This is a genomic window from Prosthecobacter sp. (assembly GCF_034366625.1).
In the GTDB taxonomy this organism is placed as follows: Bacteria; Verrucomicrobiota; Verrucomicrobiia; order Verrucomicrobiales; family Verrucomicrobiaceae; genus Prosthecobacter.
Genome location: NZ_JAXMIH010000030.1, coordinates 61,690 through 81,887 on the forward strand (window position 1 = coordinate 61,690; position 20,198 = coordinate 81,887).

At 60.0% G+C, this 20,198-nt stretch carries 15 protein-coding genes; 4 read left to right on the forward strand and 11 right to left on the reverse strand.

Annotated elements, in window-relative coordinates; translation table 11 throughout:
- Nucleotides 1-293: 293 nt before the first annotated feature.
- From U1A53_RS26670 to U1A53_RS26690, 5 genes are all read right to left on the reverse strand, one after another.
- Nucleotides 294-797: a hypothetical protein gene (locus tag U1A53_RS26670; protein WP_322284973.1), complete on the reverse strand. Its 504-nt coding sequence runs from the start codon at nt 795-797 to the stop codon at nt 294-296.
- A gap of 100 nt (nt 798-897) precedes the next feature.
- The gene (locus U1A53_RS26675) at nt 898-2,373 is read right to left on the reverse strand and encodes a hypothetical protein (RefSeq protein WP_322284974.1); all 1,476 of its coding nucleotides are present in this window, start codon (nt 2,371-2,373) and stop codon (nt 898-900) included.
- A gap of 30 nt (nt 2,374-2,403) precedes the next feature.
- On the reverse strand, nt 2,404-3,312 hold the full coding sequence (locus U1A53_RS26680) for a hypothetical protein (RefSeq protein WP_322284975.1): 909 nt from the start codon (nt 3,310-3,312) through the stop codon (nt 2,404-2,406).
- 60 nt (nt 3,313-3,372) lie between these two features.
- Nucleotides 3,373-3,942, reverse strand: coding sequence for a hypothetical protein (locus U1A53_RS26685; RefSeq protein WP_322284976.1), 570 nt, complete (start codon nt 3,940-3,942; stop codon nt 3,373-3,375).
- Nucleotides 3,943-4,006: 64 nt separating this feature from the next.
- Nucleotides 4,007-4,462 carry a hypothetical protein gene (locus U1A53_RS26690; RefSeq protein WP_322284977.1) on the reverse strand — a complete coding sequence of 152 codons (456 nt, stop codon included), beginning with the start codon at nt 4,460-4,462 and terminating at the stop codon, nt 4,007-4,009.
- Between the two features lie 818 nt (nt 4,463-5,280).
- On the opposite strand from U1A53_RS26690, the gene thrS reads away from it, so the two are divergent.
- Nucleotides 5,281-7,242, forward strand: coding sequence for a threonine--tRNA ligase (thrS, locus tag U1A53_RS26695; RefSeq protein WP_322284978.1), 1,962 nt, complete (start codon nt 5,281-5,283; stop codon nt 7,240-7,242).
- 167 nt (nt 7,243-7,409) lie between these two features.
- Here thrS and U1A53_RS26700 read toward each other — a convergent pair whose 3' ends face one another.
- The 3 genes from U1A53_RS26700 to U1A53_RS26710 form a co-directional block, all read right to left on the reverse strand.
- Nucleotides 7,410-7,877, reverse strand: a complete 468-nt coding sequence (locus tag U1A53_RS26700; RefSeq protein ID WP_322284979.1) for an FKBP-type peptidyl-prolyl cis-trans isomerase — start codon at nt 7,875-7,877, stop codon at nt 7,410-7,412.
- Between the two features lie 111 nt (nt 7,878-7,988).
- Nucleotides 7,989-8,567 (reverse strand): hypothetical protein, encoded by a 579-nt coding sequence (locus U1A53_RS26705; RefSeq protein ID WP_322284980.1) that lies wholly within the window; start codon nt 8,565-8,567, stop codon nt 7,989-7,991.
- Nucleotides 8,568-8,694: 127 nt separating this feature from the next.
- Nucleotides 8,695-9,135 (reverse strand): thioredoxin fold domain-containing protein, encoded by a 441-nt coding sequence (locus U1A53_RS26710; protein WP_322284981.1) that lies wholly within the window; start codon nt 9,133-9,135, stop codon nt 8,695-8,697.
- A gap of 626 nt (nt 9,136-9,761) precedes the next feature.
- Here U1A53_RS26710 and U1A53_RS26715 point away from each other — a divergent pair.
- Together U1A53_RS26715 and U1A53_RS26720 are read left to right on the forward strand one after the other, a co-directional pair.
- Nucleotides 9,762-13,103, forward strand: a complete 3,342-nt coding sequence (locus U1A53_RS26715) for an N-6 DNA methylase (protein ID WP_322284982.1) — start codon at nt 9,762-9,764, stop codon at nt 13,101-13,103.
- 18 nt (nt 13,104-13,121) lie between these two features.
- A complete protein-coding gene (locus U1A53_RS26720) occupies nt 13,122-14,099 on the forward strand; it encodes a DUF433 domain-containing protein (protein ID WP_322284984.1) in 978 nt (325 codons plus the stop codon).
- A gap of 322 nt (nt 14,100-14,421) precedes the next feature.
- Here U1A53_RS26720 and U1A53_RS26725 read toward each other — a convergent pair whose 3' ends face one another.
- Nucleotides 14,422-16,503 carry a protein kinase gene (locus U1A53_RS26725; RefSeq protein WP_322284985.1) on the reverse strand — a complete coding sequence of 694 codons (2,082 nt, stop codon included), beginning with the start codon at nt 16,501-16,503 and terminating at the stop codon, nt 14,422-14,424.
- A gap of 155 nt (nt 16,504-16,658) precedes the next feature.
- Between U1A53_RS26725 and U1A53_RS26730 the strand changes: the two genes are divergently transcribed.
- Entirely contained in the window at nt 16,659-17,642 is a 984-nt protein-coding gene (locus U1A53_RS26730) for an SMP-30/gluconolactonase/LRE family protein (RefSeq protein WP_322284987.1), read from the forward strand.
- Between the two features lie 325 nt (nt 17,643-17,967).
- On the opposite strand, the gene U1A53_RS26735 is transcribed toward U1A53_RS26730, so the two are convergent.
- Both U1A53_RS26735 and U1A53_RS26740 read right to left on the reverse strand, forming a co-directional pair.
- Nucleotides 17,968-19,185 (reverse strand): M20/M25/M40 family metallo-hydrolase, encoded by a 1,218-nt coding sequence (locus U1A53_RS26735; protein WP_322284989.1) that lies wholly within the window; start codon nt 19,183-19,185, stop codon nt 17,968-17,970.
- Nucleotides 19,182-20,165, reverse strand: a complete 984-nt coding sequence (locus tag U1A53_RS26740) for an enolase C-terminal domain-like protein (RefSeq protein ID WP_322284990.1) — start codon at nt 20,163-20,165, stop codon at nt 19,182-19,184. The genes U1A53_RS26735 and U1A53_RS26740 overlap by 4 nt, the downstream gene beginning before the upstream one ends.
- Nucleotides 20,166-20,198 lie beyond the last annotated feature (33 nt).

Consider the following 20,198-nt stretch of genomic DNA (forward strand, 5'->3'; position numbering starts at 1 on the left):
TTTTCGTGAAAAAAAGCTGCAAAGCCGCCATGTCTGATTGTCGCGGTGGATTACATCCTTGCGGCGACTATAGTGATCTAAAGCGCGAATGTCGCTGCTGACCGCCGGTTCATCCAACGCATCAGAACTCCGTTTCTTGGTCGCATTGGTCTTCAAGACGAGACCCCCACCCTTCAATTACAAGGCGCTTGCCACACAGGATGGCGGTAGTGTTCGCAAGCCAGTCGTCAGTGCGTCGACACCGCCCTTCTGATCCAGCAGCATCGTATCGCGAAACAAGCCGGGGGAAGGGACTAAAGGCACGCGAGAGATTGAAGATGTTTGAGATCATTGGACGTGGGGATCTCCTCCCCATGTTCCCAGCGGCGGAGCCTCTGATGAATGACCCCGACTACCTGCGCGAATCCCTTTTGGTCCATACCCTGATACCGCCGTGCCTTCAGCACGAGGTCCGCAGCGGTCTTTTCAGACTCAGGGTAATGGCCAAGGAACGAAAGAATGCCCGGCCACTCCGACACGACAGGCTGTCGTTCGTCACGCTCCCAACGCTCATAAACCTCGCGCAGAGTGCTCAATTGTTTGGCCACGTCCTCTTGCCGTAACCCTAGAACCAGCCTTCGATTGCGAAGATGTTCGCCAAGGCTTTTTGGCTGAGCGATCATGCCTTTCTTTCTCAGAATGAATGTTTTAAACGTTTGTTTGCCGACTCGAATCGTAAAAAAAGCAAAATGGCAAAATAGGACGACGTACATTTCAAGTGAGGTTGACAGCAGATTTCCTGCGCAGTTCATGTTCATCGTCGCAATGAATCCATGTCACCACGTTGCCTAATTTCAGCCTCTTGAAGGTCGTCTTCCAATTCTGTTTCTATGCCGCGCATCCATGCGAGCTGCGGCTTCAAAAGCTGTCTATCGCGCGAGTCACTTTCTCTCGCCGATGAGGCCCGAGCAGTGGTTGGTCTTTTAGCCATTTTCCCGACTCGGAGAGACTCTTTGTGATCCTTCTCCAATGCGAGGAACTTCGGCTGGACATGTTGGCCAGAATTTGCCAGTGCGCGTATTTTGCCATCGCATGAGGATAACGATGAGCCTTTCCTTTGAAGTCGGTGCAAAGGCTCGCGAGAGCCGCAGTTTCTCTGCGACTCCATTGACGACGGCGATAGAATAGCGGGCGGCCAGCGAGGCGCAGCGCCTTGCAAAGATCGCGATCTTTGGAAGAAAGCCTGAGCCAAGGACGGACGCTGATCTCGATCGTGTTGGAAGAAATCACCACTCTCTTGGAGAGACGCCAGGTGATCCACACACGATGCACGCCGGCGTGGCGGAAGGTATAGCCTCCTGACTGGCCGAAGAGGGTCAGATCACGTTCGAACGGTTGTTCCGGCGTGACCGGGCACGGAGCCGCGTTTTCACAACAGTGGTTGATGGACTTGTAGCGACGTCGCTCACCCAGCGGATTTTCAATCCATACGGCGAAGCTGGAATAAGATGGATCCATCTCATTGCGCAGGCCTCGGGGCACCCTGCAACCGGGAACGACCGAGAGCTTCATGTCGAGCTCCACAGGCTCAAAAGGAAGAAACTCGTCACAGATGGCTTTGATTTTGAGTTTGAGAGGCGCGATGCCGAGAGCTTTTGTCACTCGTTCGTCCCCGCCGCCGACATAGGAGTGGTCGCCAAACTCATGACCGCCCGGGTACACGGATGGCTGGCGGCAGTCGGTCAGGTAGGCCTCGTTTTCGGCATTGAAGCGATACCAGGTGCGCGGCGGCGCGCTTGCAGCCGGGCTCTGACGGAGGAAGCACTGTTGATCCTCGACATGCAGGAGGTTGAACACATGGGCAAGCTCATGCACGCTCGTGTAAGCCGCCTGATCCACCCGCTCGTTTGCCGGGCGGGTGTTATGAATGGTCTGGAGGAAGACCGCGCAGGCTTCACGGCAGCAGTGCTTCCACTGGGTCCAGTCGTAGCTTGGATTGTGGGTTTCGTCGTCGAAATCGGTGTGAAAACCGGTGTCAAACATGAGGCCGCGGAGTCCAGGGTGACCATCCAAAGCGGGCGCGTAAATGACGGCGATGTTTTCCAGCGGACCAGCAGGAGTGGCCGTGGAGTTCCCGGTCACCTGCGAGGCAAAATGGTGCAGGTCCGCCACGGTGACGGCCTGCCGGGTGGGATCGGGATTCTGGGCCGCGGTCATGCGCGTGGTATCGAGCGCCAGGCGCAATCGATGATTGGACGTCGCCAGAAAGAGTTCTGGTAGCGTGTAGGCAACTCCGTTGCTGCACAATACATCGGGACCATCGGACGGCACCAAGCCGTCAGGCAGGTCGCCTAACGCAGCCAGATGGCATGTGACATCGAGGGTGTTGGGCATGACTCCGCAAAGTATGGCCGGCCGACGAACTCAGTTGTCCACCTTGATGGTGATGCTGATGTCAGCTGTGGTGACGGGCGTTTTCTGGCTCTTGACCTTGAGGGTCAGGATGTAGGTGTCCGTTGCAATTGCCGCCTTGTCGATTTTGATCACGGCTTTATCCGCGTTATCGAGCACCACATTGCACAAAGGAGTGCGGTCCTGATTCTCGAGGTTTTTCAGAGTATAGCCATCCTGCTTGACCTTCATGTCAAACTGGGGAGTCAGGATGAGATGCGGACCCGGCTCCGCATTCTTTTTGAGCACCATTTGTTTTTCGGAAACCAGCTTGGGCCCGGCGGGAGTGGCTGTGCCACCGCCGTCGGGGGTGCCGGTGGTCTCGAAGGATTTCTGCTGACTGGGGGTGAGCCCCTGGCCATTGAGAGTCGCCCTGAACGTCACGGGCTGCAAACGGACGCCATAGGACGGATCCTCCACCACGCGGTAGATAACAGGGCCATTCGCCATCGTGTCCACGCCTGCGCTCCTTGCACCAGCCCCGTCCGCGTTGCCATCATCGGCCCCGTCTCCCCCTGAAGGCTTTTTGGCGGTGTTCAAGGCCTTGAGATGGGTCTCCAGCAAGTTGCCGGCCGTGTCCACCATGGAGGTTGCGACAGCGGTGTCATCCTTGGTGTATGAGACGGACTTGAGGAAGCCGCGCGAGGTGCGCTGCAGGTTCATCTTGTGCTTGGCCATGAAGCTCCAGGCACTCACCGCGTATTCATTGTCGGGGTCGGGAAGGTACTCGACGCTGTAGCTGATCTTGCCGTTTCCTTGGGGTTTGCCGACGATAAAAGGCTGAGGCAGGGAATAGCGCACGCCTCTGGCCTTGCTTGGAACGGTGCCACAGGCGTTGTCGACTTTCTTGACGTCAATGCGTGCGATGCAGGAACCCAGCACGAGAGGGAGGAGGAGACGCGGAAGCTGTTGGATGAGATGCATGGGTGGAACGATGAGGGGTTAAGACTTGACCGGGCTGCCGCCGCTGCCGCGGAGTTCCCAGACACACTGGCCTTTAGCGTCGATGGTCTTGATGATCTTGAAGAGGTAAACCCGTGGGGCCATGCCGTTGGCGTCCGCGACTTCCCGAGCAGGACTGGTGTCCGCCGCGATGGCGATCTTGGCCGCTTTTTCGAGAGCTGAAATCACGGCCTTGGGCACGGCGGTGCCGTCGCCATTGGACTCTGCGCCGGTCAGGATGCCGTCCTCGAAGTCTAACTTGCCATCCGTGGACGCGAGGAATTGATAGGGCTTCACCTGCCGTTTCTTGGTGAGGTCCGGCATGTACTTGAGCTCGGAGTTCAAGGATCCCTTGTTGTCGGTGTAAACGAGGAGATAGGGAGATGAGTCGTAGTAACGGAAGCCGCTGGCGGACCAGTCCTCATCCTCGGTCAAAGTTCTGCCGCTCAACCCTGCACAAGCGGCGAGTGTCAGGGCGAGACCAACGAGGCAGACGCGGGCAAGGCCAGACAGAACGGAGGCGTACGGCGGCGGAGGAGTAGGATTCGGGAGCGATGGGTTGGGTGTCATAAGAGTGAGCGCTGCGAGAGTGAATTTAGGGGAATGCCATGGCGTGAGAGAACCGGCTCCGGGATCAGCCGGGTTTTGTTTCGGCTCTTGCCTTTGCCGCTTCGGCTTGTGCTTTCTCGGCCTCGGCCTTGTCTGTTTCAGCCTTGAGCTTTTCCGCCTTCGAGGCAGCGAGCTTCTCTTCCGCATCCTTGATGCCCTTCACCTTCAAGAGATACTCAAGCACAGAGTTCCACAGTCCAGAGCCGCCACTTGAAAAAAGGCCGAGTGCAAGGATGATCAAGATGGTGGACAAAGGCTGGGGAAAGTGGCTTTTGTCAGTGAACAGATTGGTGTAATTCGTGATCGCGGGACTGGCCAGCGCCGCGGTGACAATGCCGCATAAGACAGCCAGCATATGCACGCGAGCTTTGCGCTTGGCTTCAGCACGAGCCGCCGCCGCAACAACCTCGGGAGGAGAACCGGCCGGAGCAGGAACTTCCTGAAACAAATGCTGTGGAAGATAGGCCTTGAGGATTTCCACCAGACGCTCGGAGGCGAGGCTGATGGAGGCCAGGAGGGTGACGATGGCGATAAGATCCGGGAGCATCATTTAATTAATTTCAAAAATAACAATTCGGATCAATCAGTGTCAAAATTTATAATAATTATATAAGATAGGTGATTAGTATTCATTGGAGTCAACATTGAAAATCAAGGTGGTAGGGATGGTCTGAATAATCCTTTACGCTAGGGATTCGCAGAGCCAAAGAGTGGACGTTCAATTCATGACACCTACCGGATGCAGAGGTTACGGGCATGCGAGAGAGTGAAGACATTCCAACTTGTCGGATGTGGGGATCTCCTCTCCATGTTCCCAGCGGCGGAGCCTCTGGTGAATGACGCCGACTACCTGTGCCAAGCCCTTCTGATCCAGGCCTTGGCACCGCCGTGCTTTCAGCACAAGATTCGCAGCGGTCTCCACGCCAGCAGGGTAGTAGCCAAGAAATCGAAGGATGCCCGGCCACTCAGACACGACAGGCTGTCGTTCGTCGCGCTCCCAGCGCTCATAAACCTCTCGTAGTGTGCCAAGTTGGGTGGCTACATTCTCCTGTCTGAGTCCAAGAGTCAGCCTCCGATTGCGCAGATGTTCGCCGAGCGTGTTCGGTGCTGTCACCGCTCCTTTCTTTCTCAAAATGAATGCTTTGATCTTCTCTGGAGCCACGGAGATCGTAAAAAAGCAAAATGGCAAAATAGGGTGACACCTATTTCAGCCGGTAAACGAGCAGGGTGGGGGATCGGGCCGCAATCATCTTGAAACCTTCGGCGTCCTGCGGCATGGACACGGCCCCTCTCACAACCATGTCCGCCGAACGAAAAACTCTCGAAGAACGCGCTCAGATGTCCGACATCGACCGCCTGCGCCACTCCTGTGCCCATGTGATGGCCACTGCCATCCTGCGCCTGTGGCCGAACGCCCAGTTCGCCTACGGTCCGCCCGTGGAGAACGGCTTCTACTACGACTTCGACCTGCCGGACCACCGTATCACGCCGGACGACTTCGAGAAGATCGAGGCGGAGATGAAGAAAATCTCGAAGGAGAACCAGAAGTTCGAATGGAAGGGCATCAGCCGCGACGAAGCGAAGGCGATGGCGCAAAGCGGCCGCCTCGGCGGTTTGACCGAGCGCCCAGGGAACCCGAGCGTGTTCAAGCTCGACCTCATCGACAAGATTCCTGAAGGCGAGCAGATCTCCTGCTTCCAGAACGGCGATTTTATCGACCTTTGTGCCGGACCGCACGTCGGTTACAGCGGCAAGTGCAAACACGTGAAGCTCATGTCGGTCAGCTCGTCCTTCTACATGGGCGACGAGACGAAACCGCAGCTCCAGCGTCTCTACGGCACCGCGTTCCCGACCAGCGAGGAACTCGCCAAGCATCTCGAACAGCTCGAAGAGGCAAAGAAGCGCGATCACCGCAAGCTGGGCAAAGAATTGAAGCTCTTCCACATCGACGAAGAAGTCGGGCAAGGTTTGATCCTGTGGACACCGAACGGCGCGATCCTGCGCCAGGAACTGCAAAACTTCATCAGCGAGGAACTGCGCAAGCAGGGCTACAGCCAGGTCTTCACGCCGCACATCGGCAAAGTCGGCCTCTACAAGACCAGCGGCCACTTCCCTTATTACAAGGAGAGCCAGTTCGCGCCCGTCATCGAGAACGACGACCTCGCGAAGGTCATCAAAGAAGGCTGCGGCTGCTGTGAAGTCATGGAACGCCTCGGTGCTGTGTCTGCCAAGATGCGCCAGGGACTCAACGAGCGTGCTGGCAAGGAAATCGTGCCTGAAGATCGCGTGCTGCCCGATGACCAGCTCCTCGACGGCTTCCTGCTGAAGCCGATGAACTGCCCGCATCACATCAAGATCTACGACAGTCAGCCGCACAGCTATCGCGACCTGCCCGTGCGCCTCGCCGAGTTCGGCACGGTGTATCGCTGGGAGCAGAGCGGTGAGTTGAACGGCATGACCCGCGTGCGTGGCTTCACGCAGGACGACGCGCATCTCTTCTGCACCGAAGACCAAGTCGCCGCCGAAGTCCTCGGCTGCCTGAGCCTCGTGAAGATCGTGCTCAGCACGCTAGGCATGACGGATTACCGCGTGCGCGTGGGCTTGCGTGATCCTGACAGCAGCAAATTCACCGGCAATCCCGAGCAGTGGGACAAGGCCGAAGACGCCTGCCGCAAAGCCGCCGCCACACTCGGAGTGCCGTTCACCGAAGAGCCGGGCGAAGCCGCGTTCTACGGCCCGAAGATCGACTTCGTCATCAAGGACGTCATCGGCCGCGAATGGCAGCTCGGCACCGTGCAGGTCGATTACGTCCTGCCCGTGCGCTTTGACCTGACCTACAACGGCCCCGACAACAAGCCGCATCGCCCGGTGATGATTCATCGTGCGCCCTTCGGCAGCATGGAGCGCTTCTGCGGCGTGCTTATCGAGCACTTCGCCGGTCACTTCCCGACCTGGCTCGCGCCCGAGCAGGTGCGCGTGCTCACCATCAGCGAAAAGGCCGATGCCTTCGCCGAGGAAACCTTCGCCCAGCTCAAGGCCGCCGGCCTGCGCGTCACGCTGAACAACGATGCCGACAAGATCGGCGCCAAGATCCGCAACGCCCAGCTCGACAAGATCCCCTACATGCTCGTCGTCGGCGAGAAGGAAGCCGCCGTGCAATCCGTCGCCGTCCGCCACAGCAAGAGGGGTGACCTCGGCGTCAAACCCATCGCCGATTTCCTCACGGAGATCACGGCGGAGGTGCGCGAGCGGCGGTTGTAGTCGCGCTTTCTCAGAGCGCGGTCATGGCGTCAAGCGGCTCACCCGGTGGGCATTCAAAGTGTAGCCATGAAAGCAGCCATCCTTGAAATGAATCGGGCACGGGCCGGTGCCTGTCGCTTCTGGATCATGACGTCATGCGTGGGTCTTCTCGCCTTCTGCGCTCCCAGTCACGACGGGTTGATGCCGAGCAGCTCGATCTCAAAGACCAGCGTGCTGTATGGCGGGATTTTGGGCGTAGGGCTGTTCGCGCCATAGGCCAGGTGGGATGGAATCACGAACCTGAACTTGTCGCCCACCTTCATCAAATGCACGCCTTCCGTCCAGCCGCGGATCACGGCGTTCAACGGGAAGCTGATCGGCTCGCCACGCTCCACCGAGCTGTCGAAGACCGTTCCGTTAAGCAAGGTGCCGTGATAGTGGACCCTGACGGTGTCGGTGGATACCGGTGAAACCGTGCCGGTGCCGCGCCTCAAGACCTCATACTGCAACCCTGTCAGGGTGGTATGCATGCCGCTGCCCACGCTGACATCGGCAATCGGTGAGGTGATCGGGGCCCTTTGAGGCTTGGTCTTGGGCGTTTGGCTGCAACTCAGAAGCAGCAGTGATGGAAGGATGACTTGGACGGCTTTGATCATAAGGGCGGATTTCGTGGTGAGGCTCTGCATCGGCCCAGTGTCTCGACTTGCCCCCTGAGGTCAAGCCGCAGCCTGTCAAAGCTGAGCTGGCAGGTAGGAAGCGGCTCCACTTCAGTCAATAAGCCAGTAAAGAACCTGATGCTTGCTCTGCGATACAGCGACTCCTTTGGCGAAAAAATTGCCATTAGGTTCTTTGGGGTCACGTGCAGGTGATAAATCAAACCAGATAAAATCATCCCCGAATTTGCGCGATTCATAGCTGGGTTCCTTCCCAAACCAGGATCTCGGGCACCACTCCTTTGGAATGACATACGGACGAGAAATCGCCATGTCGGCAGACAAGGCCTGATGCTCCGCCCGCAAGCGTTGCTCGATCTTGGACGTTTCGGCAGAGGACAGGGTTAGTAGAAGAAGGATCTGCGCACCTCGGAATCCAAATCTATAAAACATGGCATCACTTGCCGATGATGGGATGCGTTCAGGAAAGTGATCGAAGTAACAGTGGTTTCTGTCGTTCCCAGCTTCCTTTCGTTTAGGATCACCGACGATCTTGTCGTAGCGCCACAAACTGGTGGTGGGCGTAAATGCGTCATAGACTAAAACGACAGGCACCGCCAAAAGCGCAAAACCAAGGGCGCAGACGATGAAGAGAGGGGCTTTGATGAGGCGAATGAATTTTTCCCTGATCATAAGAATCATTTTTCACACCTCACACCTGCGTCACAAGATAGTGAACTGCGTGCGATTACACACCAGATTGCGATGGTGGTGGTAAGCTGCCCAGTTCACCGGGTGTCCCTTCTCTGATGAACCTCGACTACTTTTTCTTCGCCTTGGCATCCTCCAGCTTCTTCGCGGCCTTCTGCGCGTCGCGGAGGAGATCTTCGAAGTCTTTGGCGCTGCCATAGCCGGTGCGGCCGGCCAGTTGGGTGCCGTCGGCGGCGGCCACGACGACGAAGGGCAGCGTGGAGCCTTCCACCTTGAACTTCTCACGGAACAGGGCGCTCGTGGTCGCATCATCGCAGTTCACGTCGGCATAGACGAACTTGCTCTCCGAGAGCCGCACCTGCCGCTTCTCGATCATGCCCTTGAGCGCCTGGCAGTTGCCGCAGGCCTCACGGCCATACTGCACGAACAGCATCTTCCCCTGGCCCTGCGCCGTCTCCAGCGCCGATTTCAAATTGGTAATCTTGTCGGGGCCGCCCGCAAGCGCGGCGGAGGCAAGCAGCAGGGCGAAGGAGGCGAGCAGAGTTTTCATGGTGATGAAGGATGGGTTGGGTGTTCGACGGCTGCATCCCATCAGAAAGCGGCCCGCGCTTCAAGCGCGTTTTTACCCGGTCATTCGGAGGGCAGCGCTAACACCTTCATTTTCTGAGGGGGTAGCTCGGTCCGGTTCCTCACCAGCCTTTGGCTGCTGGCAGGCATGAAGGTCGGGAACGTCACCGCCCATTGGCTGGCAGCACCTTGGAGAGTGGGGAACATCACCACCCATCGGCTGGCGGCACCTCGGAGAGTGGAGAACGTCACCGCCCAATGGCTGGCGGCACCCTGGAGCATGGGGAATGTCACCGCCCATTGGCTGGCGACACTTGGGAGCATGGGGGATGTCGCCGCCTATTGGCTGGCGACACCTCGGAGAGTGGGGAGCATCACCGCTCTTTAGCTGCCAACATCTGGGAGATTTCAGGATGCCACGCCGCTTTGGCCGGTGAGGCTCCCGACTTTGCTGGGTGCCAGGACGCTTTGGCTGGCGAGGCTCCCGAGCTTGCTGAACGCCAGTTTCCTTTGCGACTTCGAGCGCTCGGGCTCCGCGCCTGTTGATCGCGAAAAGCAACTTTGCCCGTGCGCTCTCGGCACAGCCTGCCATCATCGCCGCTTCTCCTCATGGCCGTCGAAACCAAGCCCCTGTTCAATCCCGAGCTCATCCGTCAGCAGGTGCATGCCTTCACGCTGCCGGATGCTGTGGAGACAGCGCGCCCCCGCCTCCAGCATTGGGCGGACCTCATCGCTTCGGGTAAAGCAGACACCTTCAAAGAAACCGCGCTGCTGCCCGAGTTCCTCACGGACATCTTCGGCCAGCTTCTTGGTTACACCGGCCCCGCGGGCCCCGGCGACAGCTTCACGCTGCTGCGCGAGACGCATGTCGAGGTGGACGGTCAGTTCGCCGATGCCGCGCTCGGGCGCTTCACCAGCGAGTCGAAGAAGTTCACTGTCGCCGTTGAGGGGAAGGGGACACGCGATCCGCTGGAACGCCCCTTCGCCGGACGCCGCATGTCCGCGGTCGATCAGGCGTATCGGTATGCGATCAATCTACCGTGTGACTGGATCATCGTCACCTCCATGCGGGAGACGCGGCTGTATCACAAAGGCTCGAACCAGCAGACCTACGAGCGCTTCGAGACCACGCGACTCGCCAGCGATGCGGCGTTGTTGATGCGCTTCGTCTTCCTGCTCGGTGCGGCGCGCGTCGTGCCGGAGTCGGGAGCTTGTCACCTCGACGCCTTGCTGCGTTCGTCCGAGTCCGCCGGACGTGAACTGACGAATCAGTTCTACGCGCTCTACGCCGACATCCGCCAGCAGGTCTTCGTCCAGCTCCGCAGCGCCAATGCCACGGTGCCGCCGGAGGAAATCCTGCGCTGCACCCAGAAGCTGCTCGACCGCATCCTGTTCTGCTCTTTCTGCGAGGATCGCGTCCTGCTGCCGCCGAACACCGTCCGCTGCGCCTTCGAGCACCACGATCCCTACCATCCCCGGCCCATCTGGGAAAACTTTCGCGGCCTGTTCCGCTCCGTTGATGTTGGCAATGCCGGGCTGAAGATTCCCGCCTACAACGGCGGCCTCTTTGCGCATGACGCGGGCCTCGACACGCTCGCCGTGCCCGATGATGTCTGCGCCCTGTTCCGCGACCTCGCCGAATACGATTACCGCCCCGCGCGTGAGATGGCCGAGGCCGACGACACGCAGGAAATCCATCCCGTCATCGACGTGGACATCCTGGGCCACATCTTCGAGCAGTCCATCACCGAACTGGAGCGTCTGCGGCAGGAATTGGGAATGACCTACGGCACCGTGGATGAAAAGCAGGCGAAGACTCGCCGCAAAAAGGAAGGCGCGTTCTACACACCGGCGTTCATCACGCGCTACAACGTCGAGCAAGCGCTGGGCGGCGTGGTGAAAGTCCGCTTCGAGGCTTTGCGTGTGAAACATGCGGCGGAAGCCGTCGCCACGGCGCGGAAGACGCTGACCGATCCCAATGCCTACGACCTCGCCGCGCTCAATGAGCCGCAGCGCAAGGCGCTCATCCGCTTCTGGGAAGCCTGGCAGGAAGTGCTCAAGACCCTCCGCATCCTCGATCCCGCCTGCGGCAGCGGCGCTTACCTCATCGAGGCGTTCGATCAGCTCCACGCGCTCTACGAAATCTCCAACGCCCGCTTGGAGGAGCTGCGCGGCCACCGCACGCTCTTTGATCTCGACCGCCAGATCCTCCAGCACAACCTCTACGGCGTCGATCTCAACGCCGAGGCCATCCAAATCTGCCAGCTCAGCCTGTGGATCAAAACCGCCGCGCATGGCAAGCTGCTCACCAGTCTTGATCACAGCATCCGCGAGGGCAACAGCATCATCAGCGACCCCGCCGTGCATCCCAAAGCCTTCGATTGGCAGACCGCCTTCCCCGAAGTCTTCGCGCAGGGCGGCTTCGATGTCGTCGTCGGCAATCCGCCCTATGTGCGGCAGGAACTCCTCACGCCCTTCAAGCCCTGGCTCGAAGCGCACTACGCCAGCTACCACGGCATGGCCGACCTCTACGTTTACTTTTATGAGCTGGGCCTGCGCGTGTTGAAGCCCGGCGGCCTCATGTCCTACATCGTCACCAACAAATGGATGAAGGCCGGCTACGGCGAGCCGCTGCGCCGTTTCTTCCGTGATCAGGCCTGGGTGCGCAGCGTCGTGGACTTCGGCCACGCCAAGCAAATCTTCGAGGAGGCCGATGTCTTCCCCTGCATCATCGTCGCCGAGAAACCCACCAGCGAAGACAAGCCCAAGACCGCCCGCCTCTGCACCATCCCCCGCGAGCAGCTCCGCATCGACGACCTCAGCGTGCAGATCGAGAAGGAAGGCGCGGAGATGGATGTCGAACAGCTCGGCGTGGAAAGCTGGCAATTGGAACCGCAGGCGGTTTCCGGTTTGATTCAAAAGATACGCAGCACCGGCAAGCCGCTCAAAAGCTTCGCAGGCGTGAAGCCGCTTCGCGGCATCGTCACGGGATGTAATGAAGCATTCCTCATCGACTCCAAGACAAGGAACGACATCGTCAAAGCCGATCCCAAGAGCAGTGAGATCATTCATCCCTACCTGCGCGGGCAGGACGTGAACCGCTGGCAATCGGAGTGGGCCGAAACGTGGATCATCTTCACGCGCCGAGGTATCGACATCGACGCCTATCCCGGAGTGAAGTGCCACTTGGAGCAGTTCAAGCAACAGCTTGAACCCAAGCCCAATGATTGGACTGGAGGCGAATGGCCAGGCCGCAAAGCAGGCACCTACAAGTGGTTCGAGATTCAAGACTCGATCGACTACTGGCGTGAGTTCGAGAAGCCGAAGATCAGCTACCAAGAGATTCAGTTTCATCCGTGCTATGCCTTGGACACCAAGGGCTTCTATGGGAACAACAAGACCTTCTTCATCACCTGCGACGATCTTTACCTTCTCGCCGTGCTGAACTCGCCGCTGATGTGGTGGCACAACTGGCGTTACCTCCCACACATGAAGGACGAAGCGCTTTCACCGCTTGGATTCCTCATGGAAGCGTTGCCCATCGCCGAACCCACCGCGGCGATCCGTGCCGCCGTCGAAACTGCCGCACGCCGCCTCATCGACATCACCGCGAGCCAGCAGCAGACGCAGCACACCGTGCTCGACTGGTTGCGCGTGGAATACGCCATCGAGAAGCCCAGCCAGAAACTGGCGGCCCTCACCGACCTCGATTCCGACGCCTTCATCGCCGAAGTGAAGAAACTGCGCGGCAAAAGCCAGCCCCTCACCGCCGCCAGCCTCGCCGCGTTGCGTGCCGAGCACACCCGCAGCATCGACCCCGCCCGCACCCTCGCCGCCGAAACGCTGACCATCGAGCGCACTCTCAGCGACCTCATCAACCAAGCCTACGCCCTCACCCCCGAAGAAGTGAAGCTGATGTGGGCCACCGCCCCGCCGAGGATGCCGTTCTAATTCCGTCTCACAACGATCATGATCACGCTCACCGACCTGCCACTCCCATTACGCGGAGTGTTTGCCTTTCTGGACACCGTGCTTCCGCCAGAGACACGCGAGGCTTTCGCCACAACAGAGATCAATAAGGATCAGCCCGGCTTTCTGGTTTACGAATCATTCACCGGCAAGACGCAGCGGATCCTGATGGATACCTTTCAACTCATGAATGGCTGCTCGCCCGTATGCCAATTTCTGGAGGAGTTCCACCTTTTTCACGAAACGGACATGGCCACGGCTCTGACCTGGGCCTATGGCCTGCATCAGCGAGGGAAAGACCCGCTGGAGGCATTGCGGGCGGATTATGCCTTCCGTTGGGAAGCATTGCTCAGTTGGATGACAAACGAACAGATTAATGCGGCCCGTAGCAGACGGCCCTTTTGTGAGCACCAGCCCCGCACAAAGCTAGGCGACCGGTGGGCACGCTGCGAAACTTACTGGCATGTGGGCACGATCGTCCTGCGCGGCGACCGGCTGGTCTGTCACCAAATCGAGTGCTACCTGGACATGGACACGGAAATGGACTGGTTGGAGGATTCGGAATGGGCAAAGTTTCAAGCTCTTGGCGGGACAGAAGCTTTTCTCGCCGGAAAGTTTGAGTGGCCGCCGATAAGGCTCAGCATGACGACGAGCTTCGATGATGTCCGCGACGCGGTGCTCCACCTGCGCAAATTGGACCAAGTGCGCATCCTCTCGCTCGTGGCGAAGGAGGTGGCGGATGCGCACCCAGGCATCGACTTTCAGGACAACATCTGCGGAGGTTCGGCGCGCATCAGCCGCACACGCATCGCCGTCTGGCTGCTCGAAGCGCTGCGACGCGGTGGCAGGACGGATGCGGAACTGCTGGCCGCCTACCCCTCGCTCACCGCCGAGGATCTCGCCAATGCGTGGAACTATGCGCGCACGCACCGGGAGGAGATGGAGCGCGAGATCGCTGCCAATGGAGATGACGCATGATCGCCCGGCTCTAGCCGCCTGTCATATTTCCGATCAGCATGATTTGTGAAAAGCCGTTTGGTCCCGCAGATTCAGACAACCCACAGATTGTATGAGTCAGGAAAGAAATCTGCGGACTGTCTGAATCTGTGGGAAATCACAAAACCTGATGACGCTGGGCATAACAGCATCTGCGCGGTCGGGTTTGCTGGAGTTCAAGCGGTGGAGCTGGCTGGCGACGTTTCCGCAAGCCTCCTTGCAGTGCCGCGTTTGGAATGTCAGGGCGAAATGGCGGCTGTCCCTCAAGCAGCAAGCACTTTGCCCGCAGCTCATCACGGAGCGTTCAACGCTTCGGCACGCGCTGGATCTGCCAGATGTCCATGCCGCCCTGACCGCCGGGTCCATCCCAGGCGAACCAGAGGGTGCGGCCATCGGGTGACAGCCAGGGGGTGGCGACCTTGCCTTTGATCGGCCAGTCGAGGGGACTGGCACTGAAACTGCCGTGTTCATCTTGGACGCCCATGAATAGAACCGATGGGGACAGGTCAGCGGAATTGGCAGCATTCCGCATGAAGAGAATCGTGCGATTGTCAGAGGCCAGGAAGACCTGCCGCTCGGTGCCGGTGCTGTTGACTCCGGTGCCCAAGTTCTCGGGCTGCTCGAAAGGTGAAGTGAGTGATTGGCGGCTGCTGCGCCAGACGTCCCACCAACCATGTCCTCCGGGCCGGTCGGAGATGAACAGCAGTGTGAGGCCATCAACAGAGAGGCTGGGGGCGAGATCGAGGCCGAGAACGTTCACCAGCGTGCCCAAATGGGTCTGTTCTCCCCAAGGCGAGCTTCGATCACGGCGCTGTCTTTGGTAGATGTCCAGGGATGGCCCGCCTTGGTGGTCCGGTCCCTGCGAAGCGCTGTAGAGCAAGGTGAGGCCGTCCGCGCTCATCCAAGGATTGGTCTCGGCTCTGTCTGTGTTCACCTCGTCGAGCGGCCGGGCTTCACCAAATGGCTCGCTCGGAGTGCGACGCGTGCATTCAACCAAATCCTCGGGATGAAAGCGTGCGGACTGCACGGTGAGGACCAATCCGTCAGCGGTGATCGCCACGCCCTGTTCATCCTTGGCGCTGTTCACCATCGGCCCGAGGTTCATGGGCGCTGACCACTGGTAGTCGGCAGAAGTGAGGATGAAAGGAATGGTGCCGGGAGTTGCTGAAGACTGGGAGACGGGGAGTGGTGGAGGTGAGGAGCGGGGCTTTGCAAACCATGCGGAGGGCTTGTCGAACACGAAGAACACTCCCGCCGTGATCACGACCGCTGCGCTGAGGATGCTGACAAGGCGCAGTGTTTTTGATTTCGACTGTAGGGCGGGCGTTGCGCCTGTTGGGCTTTTGGCAGGCAGGCGGGGCGCTTGCTCCACAGCGTCCGTGAGCATGATCCGGGATACCTCCGTTTTCACCTCATCGGCCCGCGCGTAGCGGTCATTCGGATTGGGTTCCATCGCATGGGACACGATGGCGTCCCATTGCGGAACCACTCCAGGACGTTGCGACGGTGGCTTCCACGCGCCGCGCGGGAGGTCACCGGTGATCATCTGGTAGATCATGACGCCTAGCGCATAGATGTCCGCACGGTGGTCCACCACTCCGGCGGCATTGAACTGCTCCGGCGCCGCGTAGTCGGGTGTGCCCATGCCGGTGCCAGCCTTGGTGCGGAAGTCACTGTCCACGTCATAGCGTTTGGCCAGTCCGAAGTCGCACATCTTCACCCGGCCATCGCGCGTGAGCATGATGTTGCTGGGTTTGATGTCACGGTGGATGATGCCGTGGTCGTGCGCGAACTGAAGCGCGTCACAAATCTGCGGCAGCAGCTTCATCGCCATCTCCTGCGTCATCTGGCCGCTGCGGATGACGCCCACCAAATCCGCGCCATCGACAAGCTCCATGACGATGTAGAGGTAGTCCGGCCCCGCTTCACCGTAGTCGATGACACTGACAATGTTTGGATGGTTCAGCTTCGCCAGCGCCAGTGCCTCGCGGCGGAAGCGTTCCTCATAGCCGCGGTCCTTGGCTTGATCACGCCGCATGATCTTGATGGCCACGGGGCGTTGCAGGCGCACTTGCGTGCCTTTGTAAACCGCGCCCATGCCACCCTGACCGAGGAAACTTTCCACCGAGTAGTTGTCCTTCGGCAGCAGTGCGGTGAGTTCCTCCGGCAGCGGGATGTCGCTGTTGTTGTTGTCTTCCGAAAGTGTCGGATGTGGCCCGGATAATGGCAGGGTGGCGGCGTCTGGATCGAGAGGAGCGGTGTCGAGCTGCGAAGGCTGGAGGGCTGCGGACGAGAGGCACTGCGCACAGCGACCGTCTGGACCTTCGGCAGGCAGGGCTTTGCCGCATTGCGGGCAAGTTTTCGGTGCGGCGGGCGAATCGCTCATGCGGTTTGACTGACGGCCAGATAGGCGGGGGCCGCCAATGGTTTCAAGTGGCAATCACGACGGCGAATGCAACCGGACGCTTCAACGCAGGCATTTTCATTGGAGAGATGACGCAGGCAGTTCGTTTACTGCGCACTCAACTCAACCACCTCACCATGATTCCTCGCACGCTCGGTTTGTTCGTCGTCTTTTCCTTCGCGGCCTTAGCTGCTGATCCCGTTCCCACGTTTCAAGGCTCCATCGAACGACTGGACCCGGCCCTGGATGCGTTGATTGCGCCGGAGGCGAAGATCGAGGTGCTGGCGTCGGGGTTCAACTGGTCGGAGGGGCCGGTGTGGCGGGATGGGGGCATCGTTTTCTCGGATGTGCCGGAGAACACGGTGTTTGGCTGGAAGGAAGGCGACACGGCGGCGAAGGTGGTGCTGAAGCCGAGTGGCAGCCTGATCGATCCCACCGGGCAAGGCTCGAACGGGCTGGCGGTGGATGCGCAGGGGAATCTGATTCTCTGCCAGCACGGCGAGCGCCGCATCGCGCGACTGGAGAAAGACGGCCGCTTCACGCCGCTGGCGGGCAAGTATGAGGGCAAGCGCTTCAACAGCCCGAACGATCTCGTCATTGCGAAGGACGGCACGATCTACTTCACCGATCCGCCCTACGGCTTGAAGAAAGGCGGAGCGGCGGCGGAGCTGGCTTTTCATGGCATCTACGCGCTCACATCGGCGGGCAAGGTGTCGCTGCTGATCAGCGACATTGATTTTCCGAATGGCATTGCCCTGAGCCCGGACGAAAAGACGCTCTACATCGCCATTTCGGACCCACAGCACACGCGCGTGAGTGCCTATGATCTACAAGACGACGGCAGTGTGAAGAATGGCCGTGTCTTCTTCAACGCGCACCCTCTCAAGAGCGCGGCACGCAAGGGCGGCTGCGATGGGATGAAGGTGGACACGAACGGCAACATCTGGACCACTGGTCCCGGCGGCGTGTTGATCATCGACAAGAGCGGCAAGCACCTCGGCAGCATCCTCACCGGCCAGGCGACGGCGAACTGCGCCTTTGGCGGCGAGGATCGCAGCACGCTCTACATCACGGCGGACATGTTTCTGCTGCGTGTGAAGACGCTGGCGAAGGGGCTGTGAATGTAGTCATGAGGTTCGCTTCGCGGCTTCGCAGCAGCTCGTTGGGTCTTTGAAAACCAACGGTCTTCCGTCATGCAGCCCAAGGGGGTCGATCTTTGGCGAGGCTCCCTTGGGCACACGGTCCTATTCACCCGTGATGTTCCCGGACTGCAACGCGGTCCCGTCAGGAGCGATGGCGGCGACGTAGGGACATTCGAGTGACGGAACCCCGGTGGGGTTCGTGATCCGTGTGGGATCGTGTTTGACGTGAAGTCCCAGGAGAGCACTCGCTGGCGCTCGGCACTCCTGGGCTGCATGACGCAAGCCGGGTTGGGCTTGAGGGAACTCACGAGCTAAAGCTCGAAACTACTTTGAGGAGCGCGAGGGCGTTCATGACGGCCTTGGGGATGAAGGAACTCAGCTCGACGTATTCGGGCAGCTTGGAGCCGTCGGCGGTGCGCTCGGAGCAGTGGGCGTTGCCGCCGTGGGGGCCGAGGCCGTCGAGGGTGGGGGCGAGGTGCCAGAGGTGGTTGGCATCGCTCAAGCCACCGCGTGGGACGGAGACGGCGGTGAGATTCATCATGGCGGCGGCTTCGTGCCAGAGATGAAACAGTGCTTCGGATTCCACGCTGCCGGGCCAGGCGGAAGTGTGGCCGGTGCGTTCGGCGATGAGCTTCGCGCCATTCGCGGCGGTGCCGCTGAGGGTTGCGAAGAAATCATCGGCCTGCTGCAGCGCGGCGGGCGCGGTGGCGCGGCATTCCCATTCGGTGACGGCCTCATGCGGGACGCGATTGACGACGGTGCCGCCGTGGATCATGCCGAGGTTCACGGTGCGTTCGTCGGCGGCGCTGGTCTGTGCGGCGATGTCGGGCAGCACACGGGCGATGGCGTCGATGGCGTTGATGCCTTCGTGGTGCTTGCTGCCGGCGTGCGCGGCTTTGCCTTCCGCCGTGAGCTGCCAGGTGCTGCGGCCTTTGCGCGAGGTGACGATGTGCCAGCCTTGGGCATCGACCGGACCGCTTTCAAAGACGAGCACGGCACGCGCTCTGCCGCCGCAGCGTCGCATGGTGGTGAGGGCGAAATCGTCACCGATGACTTCCTCAGCGGCGTTGGCGGCGATGAGCCAGTGAGCACTCTCGAAGACCTCGGGCGCGCAGTCACGGAGGATCTGCAGCATCAGCCAGATCAAGGCGGTGCCGCCTTTGATATCGACGGTGCCGGGCCCGTAGATGCGGCCTTCATCGGGACGCTTGTCCCATTTGAAATCGTTGCGCTGTTCTTCCTCAGGGGGAAACACGGTATCTGAATGCGTGACGAGCACGATGGGATCACCGCCAGCGCCGCGATGGGTGAGGAAGAGATGGTGGCCGGTGCCGGGAATGGAGCAGGGGACGAGTTCGGCATCGAAGCCGAGTGGAGCGAAGGCTTCGGCAGTGAGTTGTGCGACCGCATCGACGCCCGCAGGATTTGCGGTGAAGCTGTTGATGGCAACGAGGCGACGCAGGAGGTCGAACGCGGCGGGAAGGTGGCGTTCTGCGACGGTTTGAAGAAGAGATGCGTTCATCGTGGGATGGCTCCGATGCCGGGTCGGTCCGGCATGAGGAGAGTGCCGTGCGCATCATACTCGATGCCGGTGAAGTCGTCATTGGCGACGTAGAAGTGGCCGTCGAGGTCGATCCAGTCGGCCCAGGGGGCGAGGTGGGCCGCAGCGGTGGTGCCGAGGCTGGTTTCGATCATGCAGCCGAGGAGGATTTGCAGGCTATGCGCACGTGCAGTTTCGATCATGGCGATGGCGGCGTCGAAGCTGCCGCATTTCAGCAGCTTGATGTTCACGCCATCGATGAAATCGGCGAGTGCGGGAATATCGGCGGCGGTTTGCACGCTTTCGTCGGCAAAGATGGGCGGCGGGTTGCCGGGGAGACTGGCGCGGAGTTCTTCCCAGGCGTCGATGCCATGGCGATGGTGAATCGGCTGCTCGATGAGGACGGGCGAGTAGTGGGCCAGCTTTTCAATCATGAGCGCGGCCTCGTGGAGATCCCAGCCGCCGTTGACGTCGAGAATCAAGTCGGCCTCAGGCGCGGCGTAGCGTGCGACGGAGACGGTGGCGATGTCGAGTCCGAGATCGCCGGAGCCGAGCTTGAGTTTGAGTACGCGGAATTGTTTGGCAATGGCGCTGACTTTGTCGGCGAAGACGGCGAGATCGTCGGGGATGCTGAAGGAGCGGCAGCCAGGAGGCGCGGGACGGGTGGGTGGTCCCAATTTGAGTCTGGCCGAAGCAGCCAGGTTCTGGCTTGTGGCGTGGCCGACGATGTCGTGACGGAGGAGATTGAGAGCGAGGGCGGCGGTGCGCGGAAGTTGCGCTGGCAGCACGGCTTGATTCAACACGGCCAGTGTTTGTTGCGGATCTTCGCCGTAGTAGGGAACGAAGGGAGCCTCGGCGATGCGATCACCTTCCGAGACGCGGAGCACCTGCCGCGTGGCGGAGGTGCCGTGGGCGATGCGGAAGGGTTCGACGAGGTGGAGGGTGTGGAGCGTGGCGTGCAAGCGGCGCAGTGAACGATCAAGAGGTCAAGAGGT

What these genes read in the sequence shown, in the direction of transcription:
- U1A53_RS26670 (WP_322284973.1), bottom strand. Translation starts at nt 797, where the DNA reads ATGAACATGAACTGCGCAGGAAATCTGCTGTCAACCTCACTTGAAATG.
- U1A53_RS26675 (WP_322284974.1), bottom strand. Translation starts at nt 2,373, where the DNA reads ATGCCCAACACCCTCGATGTCACATGCCATCTGGCTGCGTTAGGCGAC.
- U1A53_RS26685 (WP_322284976.1), bottom strand. Translation starts at nt 3,942, where the DNA reads ATGACACCCAACCCATCGCTCCCGAATCCTACTCCTCCGCCGCCGTAC.
- thrS (WP_322284978.1), top strand. Translation starts at nt 5,281, where the DNA reads ATGTCCGCCGAACGAAAAACTCTCGAAGAACGCGCTCAGATGTCCGAC.
- U1A53_RS26700 (WP_322284979.1), bottom strand. Translation starts at nt 7,877, where the DNA reads ATGATCAAAGCCGTCCAAGTCATCCTTCCATCACTGCTGCTTCTGAGT.
- U1A53_RS26705 (WP_322284980.1), bottom strand. Translation starts at nt 8,567, where the DNA reads ATGATCAGGGAAAAATTCATTCGCCTCATCAAAGCCCCTCTCTTCATC.
- U1A53_RS26710 (WP_322284981.1), bottom strand. Translation starts at nt 9,135, where the DNA reads ATGAAAACTCTGCTCGCCTCCTTCGCCCTGCTGCTTGCCTCCGCCGCG.
- U1A53_RS26715 (WP_322284982.1), top strand. Translation starts at nt 9,762, where the DNA reads ATGGCCGTCGAAACCAAGCCCCTGTTCAATCCCGAGCTCATCCGTCAG.
- U1A53_RS26720 (WP_322284984.1), top strand. Translation starts at nt 13,122, where the DNA reads ATGATCACGCTCACCGACCTGCCACTCCCATTACGCGGAGTGTTTGCC.
- U1A53_RS26725 (WP_322284985.1), bottom strand. Translation starts at nt 16,503, where the DNA reads ATGAGCGATTCGCCCGCCGCACCGAAAACTTGCCCGCAATGCGGCAAA.
- U1A53_RS26730 (WP_322284987.1), top strand. Translation starts at nt 16,659, where the DNA reads ATGATTCCTCGCACGCTCGGTTTGTTCGTCGTCTTTTCCTTCGCGGCC.
- U1A53_RS26735 (WP_322284989.1), bottom strand. Translation starts at nt 19,185, where the DNA reads ATGAACGCATCTCTTCTTCAAACCGTCGCAGAACGCCACCTTCCCGCC.